Origin of the sequence: Pseudonocardia sp. Ae150A_Ps1 (assembly GCF_001932315.1) — a bacterium.
Taxonomy (GTDB): domain Bacteria; phylum Actinomycetota; class Actinomycetes; order Mycobacteriales; family Pseudonocardiaceae; genus Pseudonocardia.
Map to the genome: position 1 here is coordinate 3,919,135 of NZ_MCIJ01000001.1, position 26,932 is coordinate 3,946,066.

The 26,932-nt window shown below is 73.9% G+C and carries 28 protein-coding genes and 3 tRNA genes; 19 read left to right on the top strand and 12 right to left on the bottom strand.

The genetic code is table 11. From position 1 onward, the window contains the following. Nucleotides 1-84: 84 nt before the first annotated feature. Entirely contained in the window at nucleotides 85-1,974 is a 1,890-nt protein-coding gene (locus Ae150APs1_RS18320) for a propionyl-CoA synthetase (RefSeq protein WP_075299201.1), read from the bottom strand. Between the two features lie 265 nt (nucleotides 1,975-2,239). Here Ae150APs1_RS18320 and Ae150APs1_RS18325 point away from each other — a divergent pair, with 265 nt between their 5' ends. From Ae150APs1_RS18325 to Ae150APs1_RS18345, 5 genes are all read left to right on the top strand, one after another. Beyond that, the gene (locus Ae150APs1_RS18325) at nucleotides 2,240-3,511 is read left to right on the top strand and encodes a GDSL-type esterase/lipase family protein (RefSeq protein WP_139316969.1); all 1,272 of its coding nucleotides are present in this window, start codon (nucleotides 2,240-2,242) and stop codon (nucleotides 3,509-3,511) included. A 193-nt stretch (nucleotides 3,512-3,704) separates the two neighbouring features. Further along, nucleotides 3,705-3,923, top strand: a complete 219-nt coding sequence (locus tag Ae150APs1_RS18330; RefSeq protein WP_075299205.1) for a hypothetical protein — start codon at nucleotides 3,705-3,707, stop codon at nucleotides 3,921-3,923. Nucleotides 3,924-4,072: 149 nt separating this feature from the next. Next, nucleotides 4,073-4,145 (top strand) — tRNA-Glu (locus tag Ae150APs1_RS18335). 39 nt (nucleotides 4,146-4,184) lie between these two features. Beyond that, a tRNA-Asp gene (locus Ae150APs1_RS18340) sits at nucleotides 4,185-4,258 on the top strand. Nucleotides 4,259-4,290: 32 nt separating this feature from the next. Beyond that, nucleotides 4,291-4,364: transfer RNA gene (locus Ae150APs1_RS18345), tRNA-Phe, on the top strand. 22 nt (nucleotides 4,365-4,386) lie between these two features. Here the strand turns inward: Ae150APs1_RS18345 and Ae150APs1_RS18350 are convergent. Next, on the bottom strand, nucleotides 4,387-5,172 hold the full coding sequence (locus Ae150APs1_RS18350; protein WP_075299207.1) for a DUF899 family protein: 786 nt from the start codon (nucleotides 5,170-5,172) through the stop codon (nucleotides 4,387-4,389). Nucleotides 5,173-5,391: 219 nt separating this feature from the next. Here Ae150APs1_RS18350 and Ae150APs1_RS18355 point away from each other — a divergent pair, with 219 nt between their 5' ends. Both Ae150APs1_RS18355 and Ae150APs1_RS18360 read left to right on the top strand, forming a co-directional pair. Continuing rightward, complete coding sequence (locus tag Ae150APs1_RS18355; RefSeq protein WP_075299209.1) at nucleotides 5,392-6,336, top strand: MBL fold metallo-hydrolase; 945 nt, start codon at nucleotides 5,392-5,394, stop codon at nucleotides 6,334-6,336. Between the two features lie 40 nt (nucleotides 6,337-6,376). After that, a complete protein-coding gene (locus Ae150APs1_RS18360) occupies nucleotides 6,377-7,336 on the top strand; it encodes an endonuclease/exonuclease/phosphatase family protein (RefSeq protein WP_075299211.1) in 960 nt (319 codons plus the stop codon). Here Ae150APs1_RS18360 and Ae150APs1_RS18365 read toward each other — a convergent pair. From Ae150APs1_RS18365 to Ae150APs1_RS33725, 4 genes are all read right to left on the bottom strand, one after another. Next, entirely contained in the window at nucleotides 7,315-7,950 is a 636-nt protein-coding gene (locus Ae150APs1_RS18365; RefSeq protein WP_029239523.1) for a MerR family transcriptional regulator, read from the bottom strand. The genes Ae150APs1_RS18360 and Ae150APs1_RS18365 overlap by 22 nt on opposite strands. A gap of 9 nt (nucleotides 7,951-7,959) precedes the next feature. Beyond that, on the bottom strand, nucleotides 7,960-8,517 hold the full coding sequence (locus Ae150APs1_RS18370) for an ATP-dependent Clp protease proteolytic subunit (protein WP_010229852.1): 558 nt from the start codon (nucleotides 8,515-8,517) through the stop codon (nucleotides 7,960-7,962). A gap of 111 nt (nucleotides 8,518-8,628) precedes the next feature. Then, complete coding sequence (locus tag Ae150APs1_RS33720; RefSeq protein WP_249266390.1) at nucleotides 8,629-9,015, bottom strand: nuclear transport factor 2 family protein; 387 nt, start codon at nucleotides 9,013-9,015, stop codon at nucleotides 8,629-8,631. Continuing rightward, nucleotides 9,015-9,674 (bottom strand): RNA polymerase subunit sigma-70, encoded by a 660-nt coding sequence (locus Ae150APs1_RS33725; RefSeq protein WP_249266391.1) that lies wholly within the window; start codon nucleotides 9,672-9,674, stop codon nucleotides 9,015-9,017. Before Ae150APs1_RS33725 ends, Ae150APs1_RS33720 begins: the two co-directional genes overlap by 1 nt. Before the next feature lie 242 nt (nucleotides 9,675-9,916). On the opposite strand from Ae150APs1_RS33725, the gene mftR reads away from it, so the two are divergent. Continuing rightward, nucleotides 9,917-10,555: a mycofactocin system transcriptional regulator gene (gene mftR, locus Ae150APs1_RS18380; protein ID WP_075299213.1), complete on the top strand. Its 639-nt coding sequence runs from the start codon at nucleotides 9,917-9,919 to the stop codon at nucleotides 10,553-10,555. Nucleotides 10,556-10,651: 96 nt separating this feature from the next. On the opposite strand, the gene Ae150APs1_RS33730 is transcribed toward mftR, so the two are convergent. Continuing rightward, the gene (locus tag Ae150APs1_RS33730) at nucleotides 10,652-11,704 is read right to left on the bottom strand and encodes a hypothetical protein (RefSeq protein WP_083680220.1); all 1,053 of its coding nucleotides are present in this window, start codon (nucleotides 11,702-11,704) and stop codon (nucleotides 10,652-10,654) included. A 641-nt stretch (nucleotides 11,705-12,345) separates the two neighbouring features. Here Ae150APs1_RS33730 and Ae150APs1_RS18390 point away from each other — a divergent pair. Then, entirely contained in the window at nucleotides 12,346-12,549 is a 204-nt protein-coding gene (locus Ae150APs1_RS18390) for a cold-shock protein (RefSeq protein ID WP_060574118.1), read from the top strand. 109 nt (nucleotides 12,550-12,658) lie between these two features. Here Ae150APs1_RS18390 and Ae150APs1_RS18395 read toward each other — a convergent pair whose 3' ends face one another. After that, entirely contained in the window at nucleotides 12,659-13,432 is a 774-nt protein-coding gene (locus tag Ae150APs1_RS18395) for a tryptophan-rich sensory protein (RefSeq protein ID WP_075299217.1), read from the bottom strand. A gap of 564 nt (nucleotides 13,433-13,996) precedes the next feature. Between Ae150APs1_RS18395 and Ae150APs1_RS18400 the strand changes: the two genes are divergently transcribed. The 7 genes from Ae150APs1_RS18400 (at nucleotide 13,997) to lon (ending at nucleotide 20,733) form a co-directional block, all read left to right on the top strand. Next, entirely contained in the window at nucleotides 13,997-14,260 is a 264-nt protein-coding gene (locus tag Ae150APs1_RS18400; RefSeq protein WP_139316970.1) for a hypothetical protein, read from the top strand. Nucleotides 14,261-14,719: 459 nt separating this feature from the next. Next, entirely contained in the window at nucleotides 14,720-15,931 is a 1,212-nt protein-coding gene (locus tag Ae150APs1_RS18405) for a DUF445 domain-containing protein (protein ID WP_082399559.1), read from the top strand. Nucleotides 15,932-16,090: 159 nt separating this feature from the next. Further along, nucleotides 16,091-16,582, top strand: a complete 492-nt coding sequence (locus Ae150APs1_RS18410; RefSeq protein ID WP_075299222.1) for a helix-turn-helix transcriptional regulator — start codon at nucleotides 16,091-16,093, stop codon at nucleotides 16,580-16,582. A gap of 5 nt (nucleotides 16,583-16,587) precedes the next feature. Beyond that, a complete protein-coding gene (locus tag Ae150APs1_RS18415; protein WP_033198738.1) occupies nucleotides 16,588-17,316 on the top strand; it encodes a hypothetical protein in 729 nt (242 codons plus the stop codon). Between the two features lie 159 nt (nucleotides 17,317-17,475). After that, nucleotides 17,476-17,784, top strand: a complete 309-nt coding sequence (locus Ae150APs1_RS18420; protein WP_010224859.1) for a DUF2516 family protein — start codon at nucleotides 17,476-17,478, stop codon at nucleotides 17,782-17,784. Further along, a complete protein-coding gene (locus tag Ae150APs1_RS18425; protein ID WP_060576337.1) occupies nucleotides 17,778-18,320 on the top strand; it encodes a YbaK/EbsC family protein in 543 nt (180 codons plus the stop codon). Before Ae150APs1_RS18420 ends, Ae150APs1_RS18425 begins: the two co-directional genes overlap by 7 nt. A 73-nt stretch (nucleotides 18,321-18,393) precedes the next feature. Beyond that, on the top strand, nucleotides 18,394-20,733 hold the full coding sequence (gene lon, locus Ae150APs1_RS18430) for an endopeptidase La (RefSeq protein ID WP_212567228.1): 2,340 nt from the start codon (nucleotides 18,394-18,396) through the stop codon (nucleotides 20,731-20,733). 220 nt (nucleotides 20,734-20,953) lie between these two features. Here the strand turns inward: lon and Ae150APs1_RS18435 are convergent, their stop codons facing one another. The 3 genes from Ae150APs1_RS18435 to Ae150APs1_RS18445 all read right to left on the bottom strand — a co-directional run bounded on the left by Ae150APs1_RS18435 (nucleotide 20,954) and on the right by Ae150APs1_RS18445 (nucleotide 23,452). Beyond that, nucleotides 20,954-21,871, bottom strand: coding sequence for a DUF559 domain-containing protein (locus Ae150APs1_RS18435; protein ID WP_075299226.1), 918 nt, complete (start codon nucleotides 21,869-21,871; stop codon nucleotides 20,954-20,956). A 211-nt stretch (nucleotides 21,872-22,082) separates the two neighbouring features. Continuing rightward, nucleotides 22,083-22,958: a formyltetrahydrofolate deformylase gene (gene purU, locus Ae150APs1_RS18440; RefSeq protein ID WP_060574113.1), complete on the bottom strand. Its 876-nt coding sequence runs from the start codon at nucleotides 22,956-22,958 to the stop codon at nucleotides 22,083-22,085. Continuing rightward, nucleotides 22,955-23,452 (bottom strand): DUF2505 domain-containing protein, encoded by a 498-nt coding sequence (locus Ae150APs1_RS18445; RefSeq protein ID WP_010228403.1) that lies wholly within the window; start codon nucleotides 23,450-23,452, stop codon nucleotides 22,955-22,957. Before Ae150APs1_RS18445 ends, purU begins: the two co-directional genes overlap by 4 nt. A gap of 22 nt (nucleotides 23,453-23,474) precedes the next feature. Between Ae150APs1_RS18445 and Ae150APs1_RS18450 the strand changes: the two genes are divergently transcribed. The 3 genes from Ae150APs1_RS18450 (at nucleotide 23,475) to Ae150APs1_RS18460 (ending at nucleotide 26,113) form a co-directional block, all read left to right on the top strand. Further along, nucleotides 23,475-24,524: a UDP-N-acetylmuramate dehydrogenase gene (locus Ae150APs1_RS18450; RefSeq protein WP_075299228.1), complete on the top strand. Its 1,050-nt coding sequence runs from the start codon at nucleotides 23,475-23,477 to the stop codon at nucleotides 24,522-24,524. Nucleotides 24,525-24,730: 206 nt separating this feature from the next. Beyond that, nucleotides 24,731-25,897, top strand: coding sequence for an Ig-like domain-containing protein (locus Ae150APs1_RS18455; protein ID WP_083680221.1), 1,167 nt, complete (start codon nucleotides 24,731-24,733; stop codon nucleotides 25,895-25,897). Nucleotides 25,898-25,915: 18 nt separating this feature from the next. After that, nucleotides 25,916-26,113 carry a hypothetical protein gene (locus Ae150APs1_RS18460; RefSeq protein ID WP_010228396.1) on the top strand — a complete coding sequence of 66 codons (198 nt, stop codon included), beginning with the start codon at nucleotides 25,916-25,918 and terminating at the stop codon, nucleotides 26,111-26,113. 7 nt (nucleotides 26,114-26,120) lie between these two features. Here the strand turns inward: Ae150APs1_RS18460 and Ae150APs1_RS18465 are convergent, their stop codons facing one another. Further along, the gene (locus tag Ae150APs1_RS18465) at nucleotides 26,121-26,858 is read right to left on the bottom strand and encodes an SDR family NAD(P)-dependent oxidoreductase (RefSeq protein WP_075299232.1); all 738 of its coding nucleotides are present in this window, start codon (nucleotides 26,856-26,858) and stop codon (nucleotides 26,121-26,123) included. Between the last annotated feature and the right edge of the window lie 74 nt (nucleotides 26,859-26,932).

Here is a 26,932-nt window from a genome sequence, read left to right on the forward strand (position 1 = left end):
GTCAAGGTTGGTCCGCGTGGACCACCCGATAGGACCGCGCAATCGCCCCGGCCGGAGCACCCGGCCGGGGCCCGCGGGCGCCCGTCACTCCTTGCGGAGCACCGGGCGGAGGGTGTCGAGGACCGACGCGTCGTCGATGGTGGAGGGCACCGGCTCGTCGGCGCCGTCGGCGATCCCGCGCATGGTCTTGCGCAGGATCTTCCCGGAGCGGGTCTTGGGCAGGGCCGGGACGACGGCGACGTCCTTGAGCGAGGCGACCGCCCCGATCTGGTCGCGCACCATCTGGACGAGCTCGGCGCGCAGCTTCTCGTCGTAGCCCTCGGCGGTGCTGTCGACGCCGGACTTGAGCACCACGAACCCGCGCGGGATCTGGCCCTTCATGGTGTCGGCGACGCCGATCACCGCGCACTCGGCGACGTCGGGGTGCGAGGCGAGGACCTCCTCCATCCCGCCGGTGGACAGGCGGTGCCCGGCGACGTTGATGACGTCGTCGGTGCGGCCCATGACGAACACGTAGCCGTCGGAGTCGAGGTGGCCGCCGTCGCCGGTGAGGTAGTAGCCCTCGAACGCGGCCATGTAGGAGTTCACGTAGCGCTCGTCGTCGTTCCACAGGGTCGGGAACGCGCCCGGCGGCAGGGGCAGCTTCGCGACGATCGCGCCGTCGACACCGGGCTCGGCCGGCCGGCCGGTCTCGTCGAGGACCTGGACGTCCCAGCCCGGCATCGGGCGGGTCGGGGAGCCGGGCTTGATGTCGAGCAGCTCGATACCGGCCGGGTTCGCCGCGATCGGCCAGCCGGTCTCGGTCTGCCACCAGTGGTCGATCACCGGGATGCCGAGCAGGTCGGCGGCCCACCGGTAGGTCTCCGGGTCGAGGCGCTCGCCGGCCAGGAACAGGTACTGCAGCGACGAGACGTCGTACTGCGCGACGAAGGCACCCTCGGGGTCCTCCTTCTTGATCGCCCGGAACGCGGTCGGTGCGGTGAACACCGACTTCACCTTGTTCTCCTGCACGACCCGCCAGAACTGCCCGGCGTCGGGGGTGCCGACCGGCTTGCCCTCGTAGAGCACGGTCGTGGCCCCGGCCAGCAGCGGCGCGTAGACGATGTAGGAGTGGCCGACGACCCAGCCGACGTCGGACGCGGTGAAGATCGTCTCGCCGGCGCCGACGTCGTAGATGTTGGGCATCGACCAGGCCAGGGCCGTCGCGTAGCCGCCGGAGTCGCGCACCACGCCCTTCGGCTTGCCGGTGGTGCCGGAGGTGTAGAGGACGTAGAGCGGGTCGGTGCTGCGCACCGGTACCGGGTCCGCCGGGGTGGCCGTCGCCGCGGCCGCGGCCCAGTCGACGTCGATCGGGCCCATCGCCGCCACGGCCTGCTCGCGCTGCAGGATCACCGTCGCGTCGGGCTTGCGCCCGGAGAGCTCGATGGCCTTGTCGAGCAGCGGCTTGTACTCGATGACACGGCTGCCCTCGATGCCGCAGGACGCCGAGACGACGACCTTCGGCCCGGCGTCGTCGATCCGGACCGCGAGCTCCTTCGCGGCGAACCCGCCGAAGACGACCGAGTGGATCGCACCGAGCCGCGCGCAGGCCAGCATCGCGACCGCGGCCTCGGGCACCATCGGCATGTAGATCACGACCCGGTCACCGCGCCCCACGCCCTGGTCGCGCAGCACACCGGCGAACGTGGCGACCTCGTCGCGCAGGTCGGAGTAGGTGTAGGACCGCTTCGTGCCGGTGACCGGCGAGTCGTGGACCAGCGCGATCCGGTCGCCGTTTCCGGCCTCGACGTGCCGGTCCAGGGCGTTGTGACAGACGTTGAGCTCCCCGTCGGGGAACCAGCGGTAGAACGGCGGGTCCGACTCGTCGAGCGCGGTCGTGGGGGCCACGTGCCAGTCGAGCACCGACGCCGCGCGGAGCCAGAAGCCCTCACGGTCCTCGACGCTGGATCGGAAGATCTCCTCGTAACCGGCCACCGGCGCCTCCCTCGGTCCGGGCGGCCCGCACCGGCCGCCTCCGCATCGGGCACGACCCTAGGAGGTGCCCCCGACGGTTCGCAGCCTTCCGCACCCAGCGGGCGGGCGGGCCCAGCCGTAGGGACAGGCCGCTCGTCGTTCCCGTCACGCCGGTCGTCGCAGAGTGAGCGGACGTATCCGTAATGTGATCGAGTGACGGATCGACACAGCGCGTGCGGGACCCGGCCGATCCACGGCCGGGCCGGACCCGGTGGAGGCGGTGCGCGTGCGGTCCACGCACGGAGGGTGGCGACTTGGTGCGCGGTGGCGCCGCCCGGCGGCCGCCGCGGTCCTCGCGACGACGCTCGCCGCCGTCGCGGTCGCCGGCTGCGGGGGCGCACTCCCGGCCGCGTCGGCGGGGGCCACCGGCTGTGGCCCCGCGTGGACGGCCGCCTGGCACGCCGCCCAGCAGGCGGTCCCGGGCGACCAGCTCGCGGGCCGCCCGCTCCGCATGGTGGTACGCCCGCAGGCCTCCGGCGAGGCGGTCCGGCTGCGGCTGTCCAACCGGCACGGTGACGGCCCGCTGACGATCGGGGCCGTCACGCTCGCCCGCGCGGCGGGGGAGCCCCCGGTGCCGGTGCTCGTCGGCGGACGTCCGGACGTGCAGGTCCCCGCCGGTGCGGAGGTGCTCAGTGATCCGCTGCCGGTGCCGGTGCCGGTGGTGGGCGGCGAGCCGGTCGCGGTGGCGCTGTATCTCACCGCGGTCCCGGCGACGATCAGCTCGCACCCGGTCGCGATGAGCACGTCGTGGCTGTCCGGGCCGGGGGACCACACCCGTGCGACCGGTCCCGCGGGCTTCGGGACGACGCTGCGGTCGTGGCCGGTGCTCTCCGGACTGGAGGTGCACAGGACCCGGCCGGACGGGGCGCTGCTCGTGATCGGCGACTCGCTCGTCGACGGCGTCGGCAGCACCCCCGACGGCGACGACCGCTTCCCCGACCAGCTCGCCGCGCGGCTGGCCGCCGAGCGCCCGATGACCGTCCTCAACGCCGGGCTGTCCCGGAACCAGCTGCTCCAGGACGACCCGCCGGCCGGCGGCGACGCGCCGTCGACCCGGTACGACGCCGACGTCGCCCCGGTGCCGGGGGTGCGCGACGTGCTGCTCCTGATCGGCACCAACGACCTCGCCGCCGGCGCCGACGCCGACGGGCTGCAGGAGGGTCTGCGGGAGTTCGCCGAGCGCACGCGGCAGTCGGGCCTGCGGGTGGTCCTCACCACGATCCCGCCGTCCACCAGCGGCGGCCGGGACGCCCCGGACGTCGTCGCCGTGCGCGACGCGGTCAACGCCTGGATCCGCACGGAGGGCCCCCGGTGGGCCGACGGGGTGATCGACGCCGCGACCACGCTCGCCGACCCGGGCGACCCGCGCCGCCTCCGCGCGGAGTACGACTCCGGCGACGGACTGCACCCGTCACCGGCCGGGTACCGGGCGCTGGCGGCCTCGGTGCCGGTCGGCGCGCTGTCCGGGAGCCCGTGCCGGACCCCGGCATCCGGCTGACGGGTGCTGCACCGGGTGACCGTGTGGGCGTGGTCCCGTCACCCGGGAAGGGGCATGCGGCGGGCACGCACGATGGGTAACGTCGTGGTCACGGCCACAACACGTGGTGGTACCGGCGGAACCGGCACCGCGGCGCGTCCCACGGTCGGGGAGCGTCGGGAACGGGTCCCCAGACGGCCTACCGGGAGGCCCCATGACGATCGGCGCAAGGCGCGGCACCGACGAGGAGACCGGATCCATCCCGGCGCCCCGGAGCGCGGCCGACGCGTTCAAGGTGTCCGAGGACCAGGTGCAGAAGGCCCGCCTCGTCGTGGCGAAGAACTCGTCCGACTCCGGCGACCTCCGTGAGCTGCTCGACATGCTCGGGTTGATCTCCTCGAACCCGGAACAGCCGCCGCCCGTCGCGCGCTGATCGGGTGTCCCCGCGGGCGCACCCCGCCTGACCGGCCACGACACCGGAACGAGGGGGGTGCCTGCAGGGGTCTCCACGACGGTGTCGTATGGTTTCACCGCTCCCAACGGACAGCCGTTGAGGGAAGGACGAGCCCCGAGCTGGTCTGAGCCCCCATCGTCTAGCGGCCTAGGACTCCGCCCTTTCAAGGCGGCAGCGCGGGTTCGAATCCCGTTGGGGGTACGGCGGAAGCCATCGGATACGATGACTTCCGCAGCGCAAGGCCCAGTGGCGCAGTTGGTTAGCGCGTCGCCCTGTCACGGCGAAGGTCGCGGGTTCGAGTCCCGTCTGGGTCGCTCCACTCCCTCGGCGTTCTTCCGAGGGCCGGGGCCAGGTAGCTCAGTTGGTACGAGCGTCCGCCTGAAAAGCGGAAGGTCGGCGGTTCGACCCCGCCCCTGGCCACCTCTCCTCCCGCGAACTCGCGTCAGTGGTGTTCACCCCCACGGCCGAGACTCTCCACCGGTGTCGCGCCCGGGCGGCTCCACTGCGGAACGGGTCGGCTCGTCGGGCCCCAGGTGTCGTGGCCGTCCGCATCCGTCCGCCAGGACCAGCACGCCGTGCGCCCCTCGGGCCAGCCGTCCGGGGTGTCCTCCCACGCCTCGCCGCGGCCGTAGGGCGTCATGTCGAGCAGGCCGAGCGAGCCGTTGACCCGCTCGTTGCCGCGGCCGGTCGTGGAGTAGGTGAGGAACGTGCGGTCGCCGTCGCGCAGGTAGCTGGTCAGGAAGCCCATGGCGCCGCCGACCGGCTCGTCCAGGCCCCGCACCGAGTACCAGGGCTGGGTGTAGCCCATGAACGCGACGAAGGCGGCCACCTCGTCGGCCCGGCCCGTGGTCAGGACCGCGTACGAGACGCCGCGGGCGTTCAGGTAGTCGGCGCCCTGCAGGTGCCAGGCCGTGGTGGTGCACCCTTCGCACTGCCCCTGGAACGGCGCGCCGTCCCACCACATGTGCTTGTAGACCACGAGCTCGTCGCGGCCCTGGAAGAGGTCGAGGAACGGCACCGGGCCGTCGGCCCCGACGACCTCGACCGTCCCGTCGAACTCCACCATCGGCAGCCGGCGGCGGGCCGCGGCGATGGCGTCGCCCTCACGGGTGTGCGCCTTCTCGCGGACGAGCAGCTCGTCCCGTGCGGCCTGCCAGGTCGCCCGGTCGACGACGGGCGGGCGGCCGGGCGGTGTGGTCGTCGGTGTGGTGTTCGGTGTGGTCGTCATCGTGGGTCCTCCCGATCCGGTGACGCGGCATCGTCCCCACCGGTACTGACCTGCGCCCCGCCGTGAACTCATCGCGGCGGTGCCCCGGACCGGGTTCGCACGGGATCGGATCGCTCGCACGGGATCCGACCCCGTGCGAACGACGCGATCCCGTGCGAAGCGGGCGGCGGGCCACTCGGGTGCGTGCCCGATCGGTCCGGGCGGTCCAGGATCGTCGGCATGAGCACGCAGCCGCACGACATCACCGTCCCCGGCCCGCCCCGGCTCGAGGAGGTCTCGGACGGGCTCTTCGCCTACGTCCAGCCGGACGGGACCTGGTGGATCAACAACGCCGGGCTCCTCGTCGGGCCGCAGGGTGCCGTCGTAGTCGACTCGTGCTCCACCGAGCGCCGCACCCGGGCCTTCGCGGCGGCGGTCGCCGGCGTCACCGACCTCCCGGTCCGGACGCTGGTCAACACCCACCACCACGGCGACCACACCTGGGGCAACGCGGTGTTCCCGTCCGCGACGATCGTCGCCCACGAGCGCGCCCGCGAGGAGATGATCGCCTTCGGACCGCCCCGTGACCTGCCGTTCTGGGACCACCCCGACTGGGGTTCGCTGCCGCTCGACCCACCGTTCCTGACCTTCACCGACCGGATCACGCTGCACCTGGGGGACCTGCGGGCCGAGGTGCTGCACGTCGGGACGCCCGCGCACACCACGAACGACGTCGTCGTCCACGTGCCGGACCGTTCCCTGCTCTACTGCGGGGACCTCGTCTTCCACGGTGGCACGCCGTTCCTGCTGATGGGGTCGGTGACCGGGGCGATCGACGTCCTCGAGCACGTGCTGCTCCCGCTCGGCGCCGAGACGACGGTCCCCGGGCACGGACCCGTCTTCCACGGCGACGGCCCCGTCCACGACACCCTCGACTACCTGCGGTTCGTCGTGGACCTGGCCGAGGAGGCGCTCGACGCCGGCATCCCGCCGCTGGACGCCGCACTGGAGGCCGACCTGGGGTGCTTCGCGGCGTGGCCGGACGCCGAACGGATCGTCGGGAACCTGCACCGGGCGTGCGCCGAGCTCGACGGCACCGTCCGCGGCGCCCCGATCGACGTGATCACCGCGCTGGCCGAGATGGTCGAGTACAGCGGCGGCCGCCCGCTCACCTGCCGGGCCTGAGCGCGCGGAACCGGCACGCGTCGCCGGCCGTTGATCGGCTGTGTTCCAGCGTGTCCAGCGGACCGTCGACGCCACCCTGCGTACGACGATGCAGATGCTCCCCGCCCGGTGGCGGATCGACCGCGGCTCCGCCCGGGTCGGCGCCACGGCCGTCCGGCCGCACCTCGGTACCGCGGCGCTCGGTGTGGCCGGTGTGCTCGCCCTGGCCGGACGACGGGTGCCCGCGACGGCGGCCGTCGCGGCAGGGCTGGTGGGCACGGCCCCCGCGGTGCGACGGCTGTCGCGCCGCCCGCCGTCGTCCGCGGCCGGTGGGCCCGTCGTCACCGTGCTCGTCGCGAACGTGCTGCTCGGGCGCGCCGACTGCACCGCACTCGCCGCCCTGATCGCCGCCGAACGGCCCGACCTCGCGGTGCTTCCCGAGGCCGGTGCCGGCTACCGCGACGCGCTGCTCCCGCTGCTGGACGGTTACCGCGGCTGGTCGTCGGTCCCGCCAGGGGTGCCCGAGGGCCGGGGCACGGTCGTCCTCGCCGCGCCGCGCGCCGGGGACGTCGAGGTCCGCCCGGGGGAGGGCATGCGGTTGCCGCACCTCGAGGTCACCGGCGGGCTGCTCGGGCCCCGCACGCTGTACGCGGTGCACACCTCCGCGCCGACCGACCCGCGCCGGCTGGCGTCCTGGCGCGACGAGCTCGCGCTGATCGGGAGCTGGACCCGGGCGCGGCCCGCACCGATCGTCGCCGGGGATCTCAACGCGGTGCTCGACCACCGGCGGCTGCGCGTCGCACTCGGCGGCTGCCGGGACGTCGCCGAGGGGACCGGGCACGGCGCGGCGGGGACGTTCCCGTCGTCGTGGCCGCGGTGGGCGGGCATCCGGATCGACCACGTCCTGGTGCCGCGCCGCAGCAGCACCCACCGGTACGCGGTGCGCGAGCTGCCGGGCAGCGACCACCGCGCCGTGCTCGTGCGGGTCGCGCTGCCCGGTCAGGCGCCGGACGGGTACTGACGCCGGGAGTGGTTCTCCTGCGCGATCCGGCGCAGTGCGGCGAGCAGTGCGTCGCCCAGGACCGTCCCGACCAGCGCCGTCTCCGCCACCTCCTCGCGGCTCCCGCTGTGGGCGACGGCCTCCAGGTCGCCCGCGGCCGCCAGGTCCGCGGCCTCCGCCCACAGCTGCAGGGTCCGTGTGCCGGGGGCGTGGCCGAGCTCGTGCATCCGGGCCAGGACGCTGCGTGCCCCGGCCAGTGCGGGGGCCTGCTCCGACAGCGTCCAGCCGGCGTGCGCGGCGACCGCCCGGAGGTCGGAGTCGGCGTGCTCGGCCCAGGGGCCGCCGTCGTCGTCGGGGCCGGTTCCGGTGACGGCGTACACGGTGCGCCCGAGCATCTGGTGCAGACCGGTGTCCGGGTCGTCGACGGCGACCAGCACGTCCTTCACGACGGCGATCGGCAGGCCGCCGACCTCCACCAGGGCCCGGACCAGGCGCAGCCGGCTCAGATGGGTGTCGTCGTAGCGGGCCTGGTTCGGCGAGGTCGGCTCGCCGCGGTGCAGCAGCCCCTCGCGCAGGTAGTACTTGATCGTCGCCACCGGGACGCCCGATGAGCGGGACAACTCCGAGACGCGCACGTGGAGAGACTAGCTATCCGCTCCACGGACGTGATCGACGAGGCCCGCGGCTGCGGCGTCACCCGCGGTGAGCCACCGCTCCCGCGCGTCGCCCGGCAGCGAACCCCCGCAGTACCGCTCGGTCAGCGCGTCGATCTCGGCGCGCCGCCGGGCCAGATGGTCCGCACGGACCCGGACGTCACCGGGGTGCGCCCCGCGGACCGGCGCCTGCCCGGTGTCCTCCGGGTCCGGGATGCGGAACGACGCGTGCGGAAGCGCGAACCGCTTCCCCGGGGTGCCGGCCGCGACGAGGAACGGAGCCGGACCGGCCAGCGACCCGTTCGCGACGGTGACGACGTCGACGCCGAGCGCACGGATCGTGTCGTGCACCGCCGCAGCGGCGACCGGTGAGCCGCCGGGGGAGAGGACCTGCAGGGTCACGTCCCGGCGCGGGTCCTCCGCGGCGAGCAGGAGCAGCCGGCCGCAGGTCTCGGCGGCGACGTCGTCGTCGAGCTCGCGGGACAGCAGCACGATCCGCTCGCCGAGGAGCCGGTCGGCGAGGTCGGACGTGGTCGGCAGGACGGGCATCGGGGGCCTCCGTTCTCGGTGTTCCGACCCCGACGCTAGGACGCCCCCGCGTCCGTGACCTGCGATTCCGCCCTGGGCTGACGATGTTCGCCCGCGGCGAGCGGGAACCGGTCAGACCACCTTGGGCTCCCACAGCTCCGGCTTGTCGGCCAGCTTCACCGGCAGCCCGAAGTAGGCGAACAGGTCCTTGTTCAGGAAGATGCTGAGCCCGGTGACCCGGCCGTCCTCGATGCGCAGTGCCTGGATGCCCCACGCCTCGAACTCGCCGTCCGGCCCGGACGGCTTCCACTGGGCGAACCCGATCGTGCCGTTGATCTCGACCGGGGCGACCCGCGAGCCGCGGCAGCCCTGGCCCGGGCCGGTCGCCATCCACGCGATGACGTCCTCCCGGCCGCGGAACCACAGCTCCAGCGGGGGCATGTTCTGCTCGACGTCCTCGTGCAGCAGCGCGGTCAGCACCTCCATGTCGAACGCCTCGAACGCGGCCATGTACCGCATCAGCAGCTCGGTCTGCGCCGGGTCCGTGACCGGGCTCGTACCGGGGCGGCCTCCGAGACACCCTGCTCGGAGAGGGTGGCCCTGGCCCGCTGCAGGGCGCTGTTCACCGAGGCCACCGTCGTGCCGAGCAGCTCGGCGACCTCGGCGGCCTTCCAGCACAGCACCTCGCGCAGGATCAGCACCGCGCGCTGGCGGGCCGGCAGGTGCTGCAGGGCGGCGATGAAGGCCAGCCGGATGGTCTCCTTGGCGACGGCCTTCTCCGCCGGGTCGCCCGCGGGGGTCGAGACCCGGGCGTCGGGCATCGGTTCGAGCCAGTCGGCGTCGGGCAGCGGCTCGCGCAGCGACTCCGCGACCGGTGCGCCGGGTGCGCCGAGGTCCATCGGCACGGCGCGGCGCTTGCGGCCGTTCAGCGCGTCGATGCAGACGTTCGTGGCGATCCGGTAGAGCCAGGACCGCAGCGAGGACCGGCCGTCGAACTTCGCCAGGCCCTTCCACGCACGGACCATCGTGTCCTGGACCGCGTCCTCCGCCTCGAACGCGGATCCGAGCATCCGGTAGCAGTACCCGGTGAGCTCGCGCGGGTAGTCCTCGATCTGCAGGTCGAGCGGCCGGTCGTCGGCCTGGTCGAGGCCGCCTCCGGCCCGGGTGGGTGCGCTCATGCCGTTCCCCCTCGCGACGTCCCCGTCTCCGGTGACCCGGGGCGATCCCGGTCCGTCTGTGCGCGAGTGTGCCGTGACCCACCGACAATGTGGAGAGCTTTCCGGTGAGCGGGGCCTCCTCCGACGGAGGCGGACCCGCACGGGCGGGCGACGTGGAATGATCGGGGGATCGGCGCCCGCACGGCCTCCCGGGCGCGTCCGAACGACCTGAGCGGGGCCCGGAGGACTCGGGGAACGCGGCGATGTCGGCGACGGCCGAGAACGGCACAGACCATCCCGGTGGCACGTCCGGCCTGCGCCGGGCAGGCCGGCGTCCCGTGACGTCCCGGTACGAGATCGAGCACATCGCGCTGGAGATGTTCAGCGAGCAGGGCTTCGACCACACGACCGTCGACGACGTCGCCCACGCCGCCGGCATCGGCCGTCGCACGTTCTTCCGGTACTACGCGTCCAAGAACGACGTCGCCTGGGGAGCCTTCGACGAGCAGCTCGTCCGGATGCGGGCGGTGCTCGCCGCGCAGTCACCGGACCTGCCCGTGCTGGAGGGCATCCGCCGGGCGGTGCTCGAGTTCAACCACGTGGACCTCGACGAGCAGCCGTGGCACCGCAGGCGGCTGCGGCTGATCCTGGAGACACCTGCCCTGCAGGCGCACTCCACGCTCCGCTACGCGGCCTGGCGGCAGGTCGTCGCCGACCACGTCGCCGAGCGACGGGGGGAGCCGTCGTCCGGCCTGGTGCCGCAGAGCCTCGGGCACGCCTGCCTGGGCGTCTGCCTCGCCGCCTACGAGCACTGGCTGGCCGACGACGGCGCCGAGCTCGCCGATCTCCTCGACGACGTGTTCGGCTCCCTCACCCAGGGCTGGGCGGCCGACCTGGGGTGACGCCGCCCCGGTGCGCGGCGGGACACGGACGGCGGACGCGGCGCGACGGCGCCCCGCGGGTGCGGGACGCCGTCGGCGCGGTGGAGCCCGTCGCGGTCAGCGCGGGCTGCCGAACAGCCGCTCCCACAGGCTCGGCTTCGACGGGGAGGTCTCGGCCGGCTCCGTCGCCGCGGCGGTGTCGGTACCCGGGGTGGCCGGACCCTCCTGGGCTGCGCCCGCGGGGACCTCCGGTGCCGCCGGGGCACCCGGGACGGCCGGGGCCTGCGGCGCGCCCGGGACCGCCGGAGCCTGCGGGACGGCAGGTGCGGCCGGCACGGCAGGCGCGGCCGGCACTGCCGGTGCGGCGGGGACCTGCGGGGCGGCCGGTGCGCCCGGGACCTGCGGGACCGCGGGAGCGCCCGGGACGGCGGGGGCCTGCGGCGCGGCCGGCACCGCGGGGACCTGCGGGTCGGCCGGGACGGCGGGGGCGGCCGGAGCACCGGGGACGGCGGGCGCCTGCGGAGCGCCGGGCGCCTGCGGAGCGCCGGGCACCGCCGGGGCGGCCGGCGGCTCGTCGGCCACCTGCTGGACGACGTCGGCCGGGGACTCCTGGGCCGCCACCACTGCCGGTGCGGCGGCCCCCGGGACGGCCGGGGTCGCGGGGACGGCCGGGGCCGCGGGGACTGCGGGAGCAGCCGGGACCGCGGGGGCGGCCGGAACAGCGGGGCTGCCGGGGACGCCCGGAGCCTGCGCCACACCCGGTGCCGCGGGAGCCTGCGGCAGCTCCGGCGCCGTGACCTGCGGAGCACCGGGCACCGCCGGCGCCGGCGGGACCGCCGGGGCGGCAGGGGCCTGCGGGACCGCCGGTGCGCCGGGCACCGCGGGTGCTCCCGGCACGGGGACGTCGGCCGGGACGCCCGCCTGCGGCACGGCGGGGACCGCACCGGGTACCGCCGGTGCTGCGGCGTCGACGGTGTCGAGGTCGGCCGGGTCCGCGGGGTCGTCGACGGACGAGCCCCCGAAGAGGGTGTCGAACAGCCGGTCCAGCGGGCCGTCGTTCGAGCTCTGCGGGGCGGCCGGCTGGGCGGGGGCCGAGAGCGAGGCCGGTGCTGCGGGGACGCGGACGGGCTCGGCAGCGCCGGCACCGCAGACACCCAGGGTGCCGATCATGAGGGTGAGGGCGACGGAAGTGGTGACTCGGGATCGCACGTTCTCTCCAGTGGGCGCTGCTGCTGCACGGTGACTGACGGCGCAGAGCTTGCGGTGACCAGGTGTGTTCCACCAGTGACCCGATAGTGGCCACACCCGTCACGTCCGTCCCGTCGGTCACAGAGCAACCGTTGCGAGCGGTGACGAGCCTGGAACGGGGGACCCCGTTCGGGGGGCTGGAGGGGTCGTCGGTGGGGCCGGACGCCGTCCGTCATCCGTCCTGGGGGCTCCGAGCGCCGAGTGCTCACCCGTCGGCATGGAAAGGGCCCCGCATTCACTCGTCGGGGGACATGGTGACCGGCCGTACCCGTTTTCGGGGTCTCGTCTCACTGTCCGTGAAAGGCCGTGGTGCGGGTGGGATGTCAGGGGAGCGGGGGAGTCGTGTGATCGGGAAACGTCGGGTGGGGTCCGTCGCGACGCGGAGAGTGGTAGCGTCCGCGCTGGTTGCAGTCGTTCTTCTCCCGATCGCCGTGAAGCGTCCGTGTGGAAGTTGTGACGGTGGGCTTCGCCGGTGATGCGGATGTGTCATCCGACGATGCCCGCGCGACCTCCGGTGCCTCGCAGTGAGGCCCGGAACCGCTCCATCTGAGAAGGACACAGTTATGCCGCAGGGCACCGTCAAGTGGTTCAACGCCGAGAAGGGCTTCGGCTTCATCGCCACCGACGACGAGGGACCGGACGTTTTCGTCCACTACTCCGCGATCGAGTCCAACGGGTTCCGTACCCTGGAGGAGAACCAGCGGGTCGACTTCCAGTCCAGCCAGGGTAAGAAGGGCCCGCAGGCCGACACGGTCCGCGTGATCTGACTTCCCGCGGGGTACGACCCCGCGTGTGCCGACGGCGCCGGCGCTCCTCCGTGGAGCACCGGCGCCGTTCGCGTCTCCGGGGTCTCCGGCCGCCGTCCCCGGTGGACGGTCAGCCGAACGCCGCGCGCACGCCCTCGCGCGTGCGCAGGACCGCGACCGTCACGACCGCGAGCGCGCCGAGCACCGCGACGACCGTGACGACGGCGACCGACGCGGCCGCCACCCAGACCAGCGCCCACACCACCGTCGCCGCGTACGGCACCGCCGCCGTGGTCAGCCGCGTCGCGTACCCGAACGCGGCCGCCGCCACGAGGAGCAGCGCCGCCGCCGGGACCGGGCCGAGTGCGGCACCCCAGTAGGTCAGCGTCACGGAGAGCCCCGCGACGGTGGCCGCCGAGACCCAGCCCGCGTAGAACGCCCACGGCCCGTGCACGAGCAGCCGGTCGACCACTCCGTCCGCGGGGACCGCGGTGAGCCGCCGCAGTGCGACGGCGAGTACGACCAGCAGCGCGACGATCATCAGCTGCGCCAGGCCGAGGAGCTCCTGGGAGAAGACGACGATCCAGCCCGCGTTGAGCACGGCCGTCGCGACGAACAGCCACCCGGTGGCGCGGTGCACCGGCCGCGACCGCTGTCCCGGGAGGGACTGGTGGACGGCGAACAGCAGCAGGGCCAGGTAGATCACCGGCCAGACGGAGAAGGCGATCGTCGCCGGCGTCAGCAGGGACGGGTAGCGGTCCGACAGGACCCGCTGCGACTCCCCGAGGAACCCGCTGCCACCCAGCGAGCCCGCCACCGTCTGCAGCACCGCCGCTCCCAGCACCGCCCACGTCCGCACCGTGTCGGCGCGGGTCGCCGTGCCGGTGCCCCCGATCGTCGTCATGTCGCTCTCCTCCTGATCGCCCGATAATCCTCTCGATCGTAAAGACAGTTCACTGACGAGGCATGTCGAGCGGTGCGACGACCGGTGTGGCGCCCGGAGTCCCGGGGGTTGCCACCGGTCGTCGGCCCGCTCCGCCCGGTCACCTGCCGCTCACCGGCGGTCGCGACGGCGTGCGGTCGGTCGTTCCCGCTCGTCTCGCGGGTCCGCGCCCTCGCCGCGAACCGGTCGCGGAGGCGTGCCCGGAGCCTGCATCCTGGTGTTGCACTTCACAGAGGACACCACGGCGGTGTCCGTCACACGGAAGGAAGTGGATCCCTGATATCCTGGTGGGACAGCTACCGAGCCGTCTACGGCGCGGAGCTGCGCGCAGCGGCACACGAGTACGCCGACCACGGCTGGCCCCTCGTTCCGGGCCTCGGCTCCGACGTACTCCTGATCACCGGCGACGTGCTCGACGTCGTCGAGGTCCCGGCGGCGATAGGCCGCGTGGTGTGCCGGACGCTCCGGGAGGCCGGTGAGGTCGTCCCGGTGGCCGCGACCCCTGAGGGCACATGGTGGTTCCCCATGAGTCCGCGGCACGCGCTGCCCGCAGAGCTCAGCCTGCACACCGACGTCGTGCTGCACACCGACGGCATCGGCGTCGTCGCACCGCCGACCGAGCGCCCCGACGGCTGGGTGCAGTGGCGCGTCGCGCCGGCCCGTGTCGGGTACCGCGTGCCCGAGGCCTCGGTCGTCGTCGACGCGGTCGCGGACGCCGTCCGGCAGCGCGCCGCGGCGTCGTCGACCGCAGCGATCGGCCAGGACGAGGTCGGCGTGCTGCAGCGCTGATCCCGACCCGCGCGGCCCGGCCCGGACATCGGCCCGGCCCGCGCGTCCGGCGCACCGCCGGCCCGGAGTCGTCCCGATGTCGCCCGTCCCTCGCGGCGGGTGCCGGGACCGGCCCGGCGGCGCGCACCGGTAGCGGCGCCCGAGGGGGCACTTCTCCCTCGCCGGGCGGGCTCGCCTCGCGACCCCGCCGAGCAGCCGCACCGCCGGCGACGGCCGGGCCCGGAGGGATGATTCCCGGGCCCGGCCGGATCGTCGTCCGGGATCACCCGGAGTCCTCCCCGGCCCACCCCGGCGGCCGCTGTCGGAGTCGCGCGGCACTATGGAGTCGTGCAGACCTCCCGCGCGCCGGAGCGCCCGGCACCGATCCCGCCGCGGGACCGGACCGTCGGTTCGATCCCCTCGACCCCGCTCGGTGGCTTCGGCCCCGGCGACGAGCAGAAGCGTCGCGACCTGCGCCGCATGAAGATGGTCGCGACCGGGTTCCTCGTCGGGGCGACGATCGTCTTCTTCCTCGCCAAGTACCTGGAGGTGGTCCAGGGGCTGGCCTGGGCGTCCTACCTGCGGGCGAGCGCCGAGGCGGGCATGGTGGGCGCGCTCGCCGACTGGTTCGCCGTCACCGCGCTGTTCCGGCACCCCTTGCGGCTGCCGATCCCGCACACCGCGATCATCCCGCGCAAGAAGGACACGATCGGCGACAGCCTCGGCGACTTCGTCGGCGAGAACTTCCTGTCCGAGGCCGTGGTCCGCGAGAAGCTGGAGTCGGTCGGGGTCAGCGAGCAGGTCGGGCGCTGGATCGGGCAGCAGGCCAACGCCGACCGCGTCACCACCGAGCTCGTCACCGCGGCGCGCGCCCTCGTCATGGTGCTGCGCGACGAGGACGTGCAGAACGTCATCGAGACCGTCGCCGTCCGGAAGCTGCTCGAGATCCCCGTCGGCCCGCCCATGGGCAAGGCCCTGGAGGGGGTCCTGGCCGACGGCGCGCACCGGCGACTGGTCGACCTCGTCTGCGACCGCGCCTACGACTGGGTCGCCGACAACCAGGACATGGTGCTGCGGGTGGTGCACGACCGGGCGCCGTCGTGGACACCGCGGTTCGTCGACGACATGGTCGCCGACAAGCTCTTCGCCGAGATCCGCGGTTACGCCTGGGCGGTCAAGACCGATCCGCAGCACCCGCTGCGCCACGCGGTCGACCGCTACCTCGCCGAGTTCGCCCAGGACCTCCAGCACGACGCGACGACGATGGACCGCGCCGAGCAGGTCAAGCGCCAGGTCGTCGAGCACCCGGAGGTGCAGCACTTCATCGGCCGGGCCTGGACGGTCGTCAAGGGCATGGTGCTCGACGCCGCCGACGACCCGTCCAACGAGCTGCGGCTGCGCGTGCGTGACGGGCTCATGGCCTTCGGCCGTCGGCTCGGCCGGGACCGCGAGCTCGCCGCCAAGCTGGACGGCTGGATGGCCGACGCCGCGTGCTACGTCGTGCGGCACTACCGGCACCAGATCACCACGCTGATCACCGACACGGTGGCCCGCTGGGACGCCGAGGAGACCTCCCGCAAGATCGAGCTGCAGGTCGGCCGGGACCTGCAGTGGATCCGGATCAACGGCACCGTCGTGGGGGCGCTGGCGGGCCTGGTGATCCACGCCGTCGGGGAGCTGGTCATCGGCTGACGCGGCCGTCTCACTGCGGCGTCACGCCATCGCCATCCCCCTGTCACGAACGTGGCGCAGGCCACGTCACCTGCGCTAGCACGGTGCTTGCAAGAGTTAGCACCCGGGCGTACGGTCGGTTCCGTCAGTGAGGAACGGATCGAACCGGAGGCGAGACGGATGGCCACCCAGCCGAAGCCCGGCAGCGGTGACCGGAAGACCGTCGAGCCCGCCGATCGAGTAGGCCAGGCCGCCGTCGAGCACGTCGGCCAGGTCGTCGGGCAGGCCCAGCAGGCCGTCGGGCACGCGGTGGAGGACATCGGGTCCTACATCCGGTCCCAGCGGGAGGCCGCACAGGTCTCCATGCGTCAGCTGGCCCGCTCGGCGGGGGTGAGCAACCCCTACCTGAGCCAGGTCGAGCGCGGACTCCGCAAGCCGTCCGCGGAGATCCTGCAGCAGATCGCGAAAGGGCTGCGGATCTCGGCCGAGGCGCTGTACGTCCGCGCCGGGATCCTCGAGGAGCGCCCCGCCGGCAAGGTGACCGACGCGGTGCTCACCGATCCGACCCTCAGCGAGCGGCAGAAACGCGTGCTGCTCGACGTGTACGAGTCGTTCCGCAGGGAGAACGGCCTCCCCGACGACACCCCCCACTCCATCGAGACGAGGAAGTGATCACCATGGCCGTGAACCTCCCGACCAGTGCCGACGTGAAGAAGCTGCGTGAGCAGACCGCCGAGCAGGCCGAGGTCGCCCGCACGCCGCTGATGGCCGTCATCGGCGTCGGCGACTACGCCTACACGACCGTGTCCAAGGCGGTCACCGACGTCCGCACCACCGCGACCCAGCGCGCGGAGGAGGTGCAGACCCGCGTCCAGGAGTTCCCGGAGGAGCTCAAGGAGCTGCGCGGCAAGCTGTCCTCCGACAGCCTGCGCAAGCAGGTCGAGGAGTTCCGCTCCGAGGTCGAGGGCGTCTACGTCGGCTTCGCCCAGCGTGGCGAGAAGGCCTGGGGCAAGCTGCGCAAGCAGCCGCAGGTCAAGAACGCGATCGACACGGTCGAGGACCTGACCGAGAAGTTCGACGCCCGCGTCGACGGCTTCGTGGACGAGACCCACGACGCCGCGGCCAAGGCGCTCGACACGGTCACCACCCAGACCCGCTCGGTCGGCGAGAAGGTCGCGCGCCGTACCCAGACCGCGGCCGGCGAGGCCGCCGAGGCCGTGACCGAGGTGTCGAAGGACGCCGCCGAGGCCATCACCGAGGCCGGGGACGAGGTCGCGTCCACCACGCGCTCCACCGCCCGCAAGACCGCGGCGAAGACCGACCCGAAGACCTCCACCGGTGCGAAGAGCACTCCGGCCCGCAAGCCGGCTACCCGCCGCACCACCAGCACGACCGCCAAGAAGTGAGCCCGGCCGGGCGGACCGCCCGGTGATCTTCTCGCGAACGCCCCCGACGGCCCGGAGCCGTCGGGGGCGTTCGTCGTCTCCCCGAGGTGGTTCACGGCTTCCGTCCGTATCGCCGGGAGTCCGCGTGACCGAAGGTCGCTCTGCCCGTACGCTGAGCCCGTGGAACTGCTGTACTCGCTCGATCAGTGGATCGTCTTCGGGATCAAGATCCTCGCGCTCCCGCTGGGTGGCTACGCGTTCCTGCACGCCCTGCGCCAGCGCGCGGACGCCTTCAACGCCGCCGGGAAGCTCACCAAGAACGCCTGGCTCGGCATCACCGGCGTCGGGTTGCTCCTGCTGATCATCACCGGCGGCCCGATGTACGGCGGGGCCATGTTCTGGCTGGCCGCGATGGTGGCGGTGCTCGTCTACATCGTCGACGTGAAGCCGGCGGTGATGGAGGTCCAGGGCGGCGGTCCCCGCTGGTGACCTGGCCGGTCCTCGGGACGTTGGACGCCGTCCCCGCGACCGGGCGTCCCGACCTCCTGGCGGACCCGGTCGCACGCGCCCTGAAGGATCTCGACGCCGACCGGATCGGTGTCGCCGAGATCGACCCCGAGCTCGCCGACACCGCCGCGTTCTGCGCGGCCTACGGGTCGCCGCTCGACCGCGCGGCGAACTGCGTCGTCGTCGCGGGCAGGCGCGCGGGCGAGGTCCGGTACGCGGCCTGCCTCGCCCTCGCCACCACGAGGGTGGACGTCAACGGCGTCGTGAAGAAGCGGCTCGACGTCCGCAAGGTCTCGTTCGCGCCGATGGACGACGCCGTCACCCTGACCGGGATGGCCTACGGCGGGATCACGCCGATCGGGCTCCCCGCCGACTGGCCGTTGTGGATCGCGCCGGGCGTCGCCGGGGCGGACGCGGTCGTCGTCGGCAGCGGGATCCGGGGCGGGAAGCTCGCCGTCCCCGGCGATCTCCTGGCGTCGCTGCCGAACGCCACGGTCGTGGAGGACCTCGCGCGCTGAGCCCGGTGTTCGCCCTGAGCGGACACCGCTCAACTTTCGGAAGCAGTTCCGGCTCACCGCTGTTGGAGCGGACATGAGTGACGTGCTGACGCTCCCGGTCCTGCCCCTCGATGACACCGTGGTCCTGCCCGGGATGGTGGTCCCGGTCCGCCTGGACGCGCCCGACACCCGTGCCGCCATCGACGCCGCGACGGCGGCCGGGGACGGGGACGACGACGGCAGACGGGTCCTCGTCGTCCCCCGCCTGGACGGGCGGTACGGCGCGATCAGTGTGGTCGCCGTCCTGGAACAGATCGGCCGGCTGCCGAACGGCGACCGGGCCGCGGTGGTGCGCGGTGAGCGCCGCGCCCGCATCGGCAGCGGGGTCTCCGGACCCGGTGCCGCCCTGTGGGTGGAGGCCGAGCCCGTCGACTCGGCCGGGCCGACCGGACGCACCCACGAGCTCGCCACCGAGTACAAGGCGCTGGTCGTCGGCATCCTGCAGCAGCGGGGCGCCTGGCAGGTCATCGACTCGGTGCAGCAGACCTCCGATCCCGGGCAGCTCGCCGACCTGGCCGGCTGGGCGTCCTGGTTGGACGTCGCGCACAAGGCCGAGCTGCTCGCCGAGACCGACGTGACCGCCCGGCTGGAGAAGCTGCTGGAGTGGACGAAGGCGCACGTCGCCGAGCAGGAGGTCTCGGAGAAGATCTCGAACGACGTCCGCGAGGGCATGGAGCAGCAGCAGCGTGAGTTCCTGCTGCGCCAGCAGCTCGCCGCGATCCGCAAGGAGCTCGGCGAGGACGACCCCGACGGCGAGGCCGACTATCGAGCCCGGGTCGAGGCGGCGGACCTGCCCGAGCACGTCCGCAAGGCGGCACTGGCCGAGGTCGGGAAGCTGGAGCGGGCCTCGGACCAGAGCCCGGAGTCCGGGTGGATCCGGACCTGGCTCGACACCGTGCTCGACATCCCGTGGAACGACACCACCGAGGACTCGGCGGACCTCGTCGAGGCCCGCCGGATCCTGGACACCGACCACGCCGGCCTCGACGACGTCAAGGAGCGGCTGATCGAGTTCCTGGCCGTCCGGGCCCGGCGCAACCGGCGGGGGACCGACACGATCGGCGGCCGCGGCTCCGGCGCGGTGCTGTCGCTGGTCGGCCCGCCCGGTGTCGGCAAGACGTCGCTGGGCGAGTCGGTCGCGCGGTCGCTGGGCCGGAAGTTCGTCCGGGTGGCACTCGGCGGTGTCCGGGACGAGGCGGAGATCCGCGGCCACCGGCGCACCTACGTCGGCGCGCTGCCCGGCCGGATCGTCCGCGCGATCCGCGAGGCCGGGTCGATGAACCCGGTCGTGCTGCTCGACGAGATCGACAAGGTCGGTTCGGACTTCCGCGGCGACCCGACCGCGGCACTGCTGGAGGTCCTCGACCCGGCGCAGAACCACACGTTCCGCGACCACTACCTCGAGGTCGATCTCGACCTGTCGAACGTGCTGTTCCTGGCCACGGCGAACGACCCGTCCGGGATCCCCGGGCCGCTCGCGGACCGGATGGAGATCGTGACGCTCGACGGCTACACCGAGCCGGAGAAGGTCGCGATCGCCCGTGACCACCTGCTCCCGCGGCAGGTCGAGAAGGCCGGGCTGGACGACGGCGACGTCGAGTTCACCGACGTCGCGCTGTCGATGATCGCCGCCGAGTACACCCGGGAGGCCGGGGTGCGCCAGCTGGAGCGGGGCCTCGCGAAGGTCCTGCGGAAGGTCGCGGTGCAGCTCGACGCCTCGGACGGCTCGGAGACCGTGCGCCCGGTGCACGTCGACGCCGACGCGCTCGTCACCTACCTCGGCCGTCCGCGGTTCACGCCGGAGTCGGCCGAGCGGACGTCCGTGCCGGGGGTCGCCACCGGCCTGGCGGTGACCGGGGCCGGTGGGGACGTGCTGTTCATCGAGGTCACCTCGATGGAGGGCGAGCCGGGCCTGCAGATCACCGGGCAGCTGGGCGAGGTGATGACCGAGTCGGTCTCGATCGCCCTGTCCTACCTGCGCTCGCGCGGACTGGCCGGTGACCTGGCCCAGGGGAAGCTCCACGTCCACGTCCCGGCCGGCGCGGTCCCGAAGGACGGCCCGTCCGCCGGCGTCACGATGACGACGGCGCTGGCCTCCCTCGCGTCCGGACGCCCGGTGCGTTCCAGCGTGGGCATGACCGGCGAGGTGACGCTGCAGGGCAAGGTGCTGCCGATCGGTGGGGTGAAGCAGAAGTTGCTCGCCGCACACCGGGCCGGGCTGACCGACGTGATCATCCCGAAGCGCAACGAGCCCGACCTGGACGACGTCCCGGAGTCGGTCCGGAACGAGCTGCGGGTGCACCCGGTGGCCGACGTCGCCGAGGTCCTGGAGATCGCCCTGGAGCCGGTGGACGCGCAGCAGCACGCGGCCTGACCACCGCTCGATCCGGCGCCCGTTCCGCACACCGCGGGGCGGGCGCCGTCGCGCGTGCCGGGCCCGGTCGTGCGTGCCAGCCCCGCCGCGCGTGCCGCGGGCCGCGTGCCGCGCCGCCCGGCGCTGTGCCGTGCCGCGTCGCCGCGCCGCCCGGCGCTGTGCCGCACCGCGCCGCCGCGCCGGACCGTCCGTGCTCGGCCCACCCCCGCCGAGATGCGGATCAGCGCGGATCGTCGATCACCGGACGACGCTGAGCTGCATCTCGGCGGGAGTTCCCGAGCGCTCGTCGCACCTCGGTGACGATCCGCTGCGGTTCGCGACGCATCTCGGCTGCGGTGTAGCGGAGCACCCGCCATCCGGCGGCGGCGAGCCGGGTGTGCCGCTGGGCGTCGGCACGGGCGGCCTGCGGGGGCGCGAAGTGGTCGCCGCCGTTGTACTCGACGCCGAGCCGGTGCTCCGGATAGGCGAGGTCGAGCCACAGGACGCGCCTGCGCTCGTCGACGACCGGGTGCTGCGGCACCGGACGCGGCAGGTCGCTCCGCACCAGGATCAGCCGGAGCCGGGTCTCCGGTGGGGAACCGCTGCGGGCGTCGGCCCAGGTCAGGGCGTCGATCACCGCTCGCACCCCGCGCAGGCCGACGTACCGGGCGGCGTACGTCAGCAGCAGGTCCGGGGCGAACGTGCCGCGGGCGAGCGCGTCGATCGCGACGATCCCCTCGACCGGCGGCAACCGGCGGGCGAGGTCGAACGCGGTGCGCATGGGAGTCGTGACGTGGACACCGGCGATCTCGATGATCTCGCGCGGGTGGAGCACGTCGCGCCGCACGCGCACCTCCCGGCGGGAGCGGGGACCGGAGCAGGTCGCGGGCACCACGACCTCGGCGGGTTCGCCGAGCGGAGCACACGAGCGTCCCTGCAGCTCCGCCGCCGAGTACCCGCAGAGGACGGCGCCGTCCCCCGCCCACAGGGACGCGGCCAGCGAGCGCAGGCGCAGGTCCGGGGACTCCCCGGCGGCGGGGGCGTAGGTGTCGGGCAGGAGCCGCTCGAACGACGGGCCCCGGAGCCGTCCGGGGGTGACGAGCCCGGCGGCGACCGCGGCCGTCCCACGGAACACCTCGGGCCATCCGGGGACCGACATGGCCCGAGGATCCCGGGACCGTCGGAGGACCGGACCCGTTCGCGGTCACGCGATCCCGATCGCGAACGTGCGCTCCCGGAACACGACCCCCGGCGCGGACCGTCCGTCCCCGGACCACCCCCGCCGAGATGCGGGTCAGCGCGGATCGTCGATCACCGGACGACGCTGAGCTGCATCTCGACGAGCGGGCGGGGCGAACGCACGCGGGGGCTCAGTGGAAGACGATCGTGCGGTTGCCCTGGATCAGCACCCGGTCCTCCAGGTGCCAGCGCAGGCCCCGGGCCAGGACGAGGCGCTCGATGTCGCGGCCCCGCCGGACCATGTCGGCGGCGGTGTCGCCGTGGTCGACGCGGATGACGTCCTGCTCGATGATCGGGCCGGCGTCGAGGTCGGCGGTGGCGTAGTGGCAGGTCGCGCCGATCAGCTTCACCCCGCGCCGGTGCGCCTGGTGGTACGGCCGCGCCCCCGCGAACGAGGGCAGGAAGCTGTGGTGGATGTTGATCGCCCGTCCGGCCCAGGCCTCGCACAGGTGCGCGGGCAGGATCTGCATGAACCGGGCCAGGACGATCGCGTCGGGGGAGTCCGCGTCGACGAGCTTGCGGACCTCCTCGAAGGCGGTCACCTTGCCCTGCTCGCGGAACCGGTCGCCGGGCTCCGGGAACGGCACGTGGTGGAACGGCACCCCGTGCGCGCTGACGATCTCGCCCAGCGCCTCGTGGTTGCCGATCACCCGGGTGATCTCGACCGGCAGCTCACCGGCCCAGACGCGTCCGAGCAGGTCGTGCAGGCAGTGCTGGTCCTTCGTCACCAGCAGCACGGCGCGCTTGCGGACGCCCGTGTCGGAGATCCGGTGCTCGCCGCCGAGCTCGGCGGCCACCGGAGCGAACAGCGAGCGGAGCTCGTCGACGTCGCACGGGACGGAGGCGGCGTCCACGACCTGACGGGTGCAGAACACCCCGGCGTCGACGTCGGCGTGGTACGCGGCCTCGGTGATCGACGCGCCTAGGTCGGCGAGGAACGCGGAGATCCGCGCGACGATCCCGGTCCGGTCCGGACAGGACAGGGTGATGACGTACCGGCGGTTCACGAGACCCGCGCCAGCGTGAACTCCGTCTCGGCGGCCAGCAGCTGCTCGATCTGGCCGGCGACGGCCTCCTCGATCCGGGACCCGACGATCGGCACCTTCACCGTCACCTCGGCGCGGATCCGGATCTCGCTGCCGCCGTCGACGTCGGCGATCCGCATGACCGACCGCGCCGTCGCCGGCGTACCGACGACCTTGACCGAGCCGGTGCCGTCGTAGACCCCGGCGCCGCCGGCCTTCCACTGCTCGGTGCGGTCGATCTTCAGGTCCCCGCCGGGGACGAGCGACGTGACGACCGTGGGCAGGTGCTCGGACGGGATCCCGTGCCGCAGCGTGTACCGGACACCGTCGGCGGTCGCCTCGTAGTCGGTGACGGCGGCGCCCGGGCCGCCCAGGTGCCGGAGCTGCTCGTCGAGCAGGTCGCGGTCCACCATGGCCGCGTACACCTTCTCTGCGGGGTGCGCGGAGGTGGCGCGGTAGTCGAGGGAGCGCGGCATGCGCGCAGGTTACCGTTCACCCGTGAGTTTCCCGGGAACGACCACGACCGACCCGCGGCTGAGCGCGCACACCACGCTGCGCCTCGGCGGCCCGGCCGCCCGGATCGTCCGCGCCGAGGGGGCCGACGACGTCGTGGCGGCCGTCGGTGCCGCCGACGCGGCCGGTGAGCGGGTGCTGCTCGTCGGCGGGGGCTCCAACCTGGTCGTCGCCGACGCCGGGTTCGACGGCACCGCCGTCCTGCTCGCCGGCCGGGGCGTGGCCTTCGAGCGTGCCGGCGACACGGTCGTCGCGACCGTGGAGGCGGGCGAAGACTGGGACGACGTCGTCGCGGCCACCGTCGCGGAGGGGCTCGGCGGGCTGGAGTGCCTATCCGGCATTCCCGGGCGCACCGGCGCGACCCCGGTGCAGAACGTCGGTGCCTACGGCGTCGAGGTCGCCGACCTGCTCGTCGACGTCGATCTCTACGACCGCCGGACCCGCACCGTCCGGACCCGGGTGCCGGCGTCGGACCTGGGGCTCGCCTACCGCACGAGCGTGCTCAAGGGGAACGACGACGCCGTCGTCCTGCGGGTGCGGTTCGCCCTGCGCGGCGACGGCCGGTCCGCCCCGATCCGCTACGCCGAGCTCGCCCGCACCCTCGGCGTCGAGCCGGAGACCCGGGTCGATCCGTCCGCCGCCCGGGACGCCGTGCTGGCCCTGCGCCGCGGCAAGGGCATGGTGCTCGACGCCGAGGACCACGACACCTGGTCCGCGGGCTCGTTCTTCACGAACCCGATCCTGCCCGTCGCCGACGCGCCGCAGGTCGAGGGCCTCGCCGCCTGGCCGGCGGGGGAGGGCCGGGTGAAGTTGTCGGCCGCCGGGCTGATCCAGAACGCCGGCTTCACCCGCGGGCACGCCGGCCCCGGCGGACGGGTGTCGCTGTCCACCCGGCACGTGCTCGCCCTCACCCACCGCGGCGGCGGGAGCACCGACGACCTGCTCGCACTGGCCCGTGAGGTCCGCGACGGCGTCACCGGCCGGTTCGGTGTGGACCTGCGCCCCGAGCCGGTGCTGGTGGGCTGCACCCTCTGACCCCGGGCCCGTCCGTGCCCGGACCGTTCCCGCCGAGATGCGGCTCAGCGCGAATCGTCGATCTCCGGACGACGCCGGCCTGCATCTCGGCGAGGCAGGTGGTGCGGCGGACGGTGCGGCGCGGGGAGTGACGCAGGCCGCCCGGTGGGGCGGCGCGGCAGGCGTACGGTCGGTTGCGGAACGCAATCGATCTGGGGCGGGGGACCGTGCGCCGGCTGTTGTTCGTGGTGGTGGCGTTGATCGCCGCATCGGGTGTCGCGGGCGCGGTGGCACTCGCGGGGGCCCAGGGGGGAACGGCTCCGCTCGCCGCGCCCGCGCCGACCGGGCCGCAGCTCACGTACCAGCCGGCGTCGTCGGCGTCGTCGGCGAACCCGGCCGACCCGGTCTCGGTGCGTGCCGCCGGGGGGACCCTCGACGGCGTCTCGCTGACCGGGCCGGACGGCGAGCAGGTGCCGGGTGGGCTCGCCCCGGACCGCACCACCTGGACGAGCAGCGGGAAGCTCGACTTCGCGACCACCTACACCTGGCACGGCCGTGCGGTGGCCCCGGACGGGGCCGCTACCCCGGTGCAGGGCACGGTCGCGACGCTGGAGCCCGCGCACACCGCGCGCGGCACGCTCAACATCGGTGACGGGCGCACCGTCGGTGTCGCCGCGCCGATCGAGATCCAGTTCGACCGGCACGTCGACGACCGTGCCGCCGTCGAGCGGGCGCTGCCGGTCACGACGTCGACCGGTGTCGAGGGGGCCTGGGGCTGGCTGCCCGACGAGGGCGGCGGCTCCCGCGTGCACTGGCGGCCGAAGGAGTACTGGCCCGCCGGGACGAGGGTGTCGGTCGACGCGCCGCTCAAGGGCGTGGCCTACGGCGGCGGGAGCTACGGCGCGGCCGACCTGTCGACGTCGTTCACCATCGGGCGCTCGCAGATCGTGAAGGCCGACGCGAGGTCGTTCCGCATGGTCGTGATCCGCGACGGCAGGCAGGTCGCCGACTACCCGGCCAGCTACGGGCTGGCCGCCGACCCGAACCGCAACACCCGCTCCGGGGTGCACGTCGTCACGGAGAAGTTCACCGACAAGCGGATGACCTCGGCCCAGTACGGCTACGACGTCGTCGAGAAGTGGGCCGTGCGGATGAGCAACAACGGCGAGTTCATCCACGCCAACCCGGCCTCGGCGTCGGCGCAGGGCAGTTCCAACATCACGCACGGCTGCGTGAACCTGTCCGCGGCGGACGTGAAGGCGTACTACGACACGGTGCTGTTCGGTGACCCGGTCGAGGTCACCGGCACGCCGGTGCAGCTGTCCCCGCGCGACGGCGACGTGTGGGACTGGACGCTGTCCTGGGACCGGTGGCAGAGGTTGTCCGCCCTCTAGGAACGGGTAGTCGCCCCCATGACCGCTCCCGAGAACCCCGACGTGCCACCGGACCGCGCTGCGACCCGCGCGAACCCGCTCCCGGAGGAGGAGGGCACCGCACCCGGTGCCGAGGAGATCCTCACCGAGTCCGAGGAGCGGATCGCGGGCGCGGTCCACGGCGACGAACCGGCCGACGACGCCGAGCAGCGCCGCCGGTCGGAGGAGACCCTCTAGGTCCCGGTCACTCCCGGCGGAACCGCCGCGAGCCGGACGCCTGGTCGCGCGGCTTCAGCACGATCTGGTCGATGTTGACGTGCGCCGGCCGGGTGGCCGCGAACGTGATGGTCTCGGCGACGTCGTCGGCGCTCAGCGGGGTCAGGCCCTGGTAGACCTTCGCCGCCTTCTCCGCGTCGCCGTCGAACCGGACCTCGGAGAACTCGGTCTCGACCATGCCGGGGCAGATCTCGGTGATCCGGATCGGCTTGCCGAGGAGCTCGCCGCGCAGCGTGCGGTGGAGCATCGCCTGGGCGTGCTTGGCGCCGGTGTAGCCGGCGCCGTTGTCGTAGAAGTCGAGCGCCGCGATCGAGGTGACGGTGACGACGTGGCCGTCGCCGGAGGCCTCCAACTTCGGCAGGAACGCCTTCGTCAGCCGGAGCGTCCAGAGGACGTTGGTCTCCCACATCCAGCGCCAGTCGTCCTCGTCGGCCTCGGCGACGGGATCCAGCCCCTTCGCCCCGCCGGCGTTGTTGACCAGCAGCTTCGCCTCGGGAACCGCGGCGTCGAAGGCGGCGACGGATCCGGCGTCGGTCACGTCGAGGGGCAGCGCCGTGCCGTCGATCTCCTTCGCGATCTCCTCGCAGCGCTCGACCCGGCGGGCACCGAGGACGACGTGGAAGCCCGCGGCGGCGAGGCCGCGGGCGGTGGCGGCACCGATGCCGGAGGAGGCGCCGGTGACGACGGCGGTGGGACGGGAACTCATGGTCACCCAGCCTAGGCCCGCCGTGGTGTCCGGGCGCCCCGGTCGGGTACGTGGCATGGGCAACGTTCCGGCGG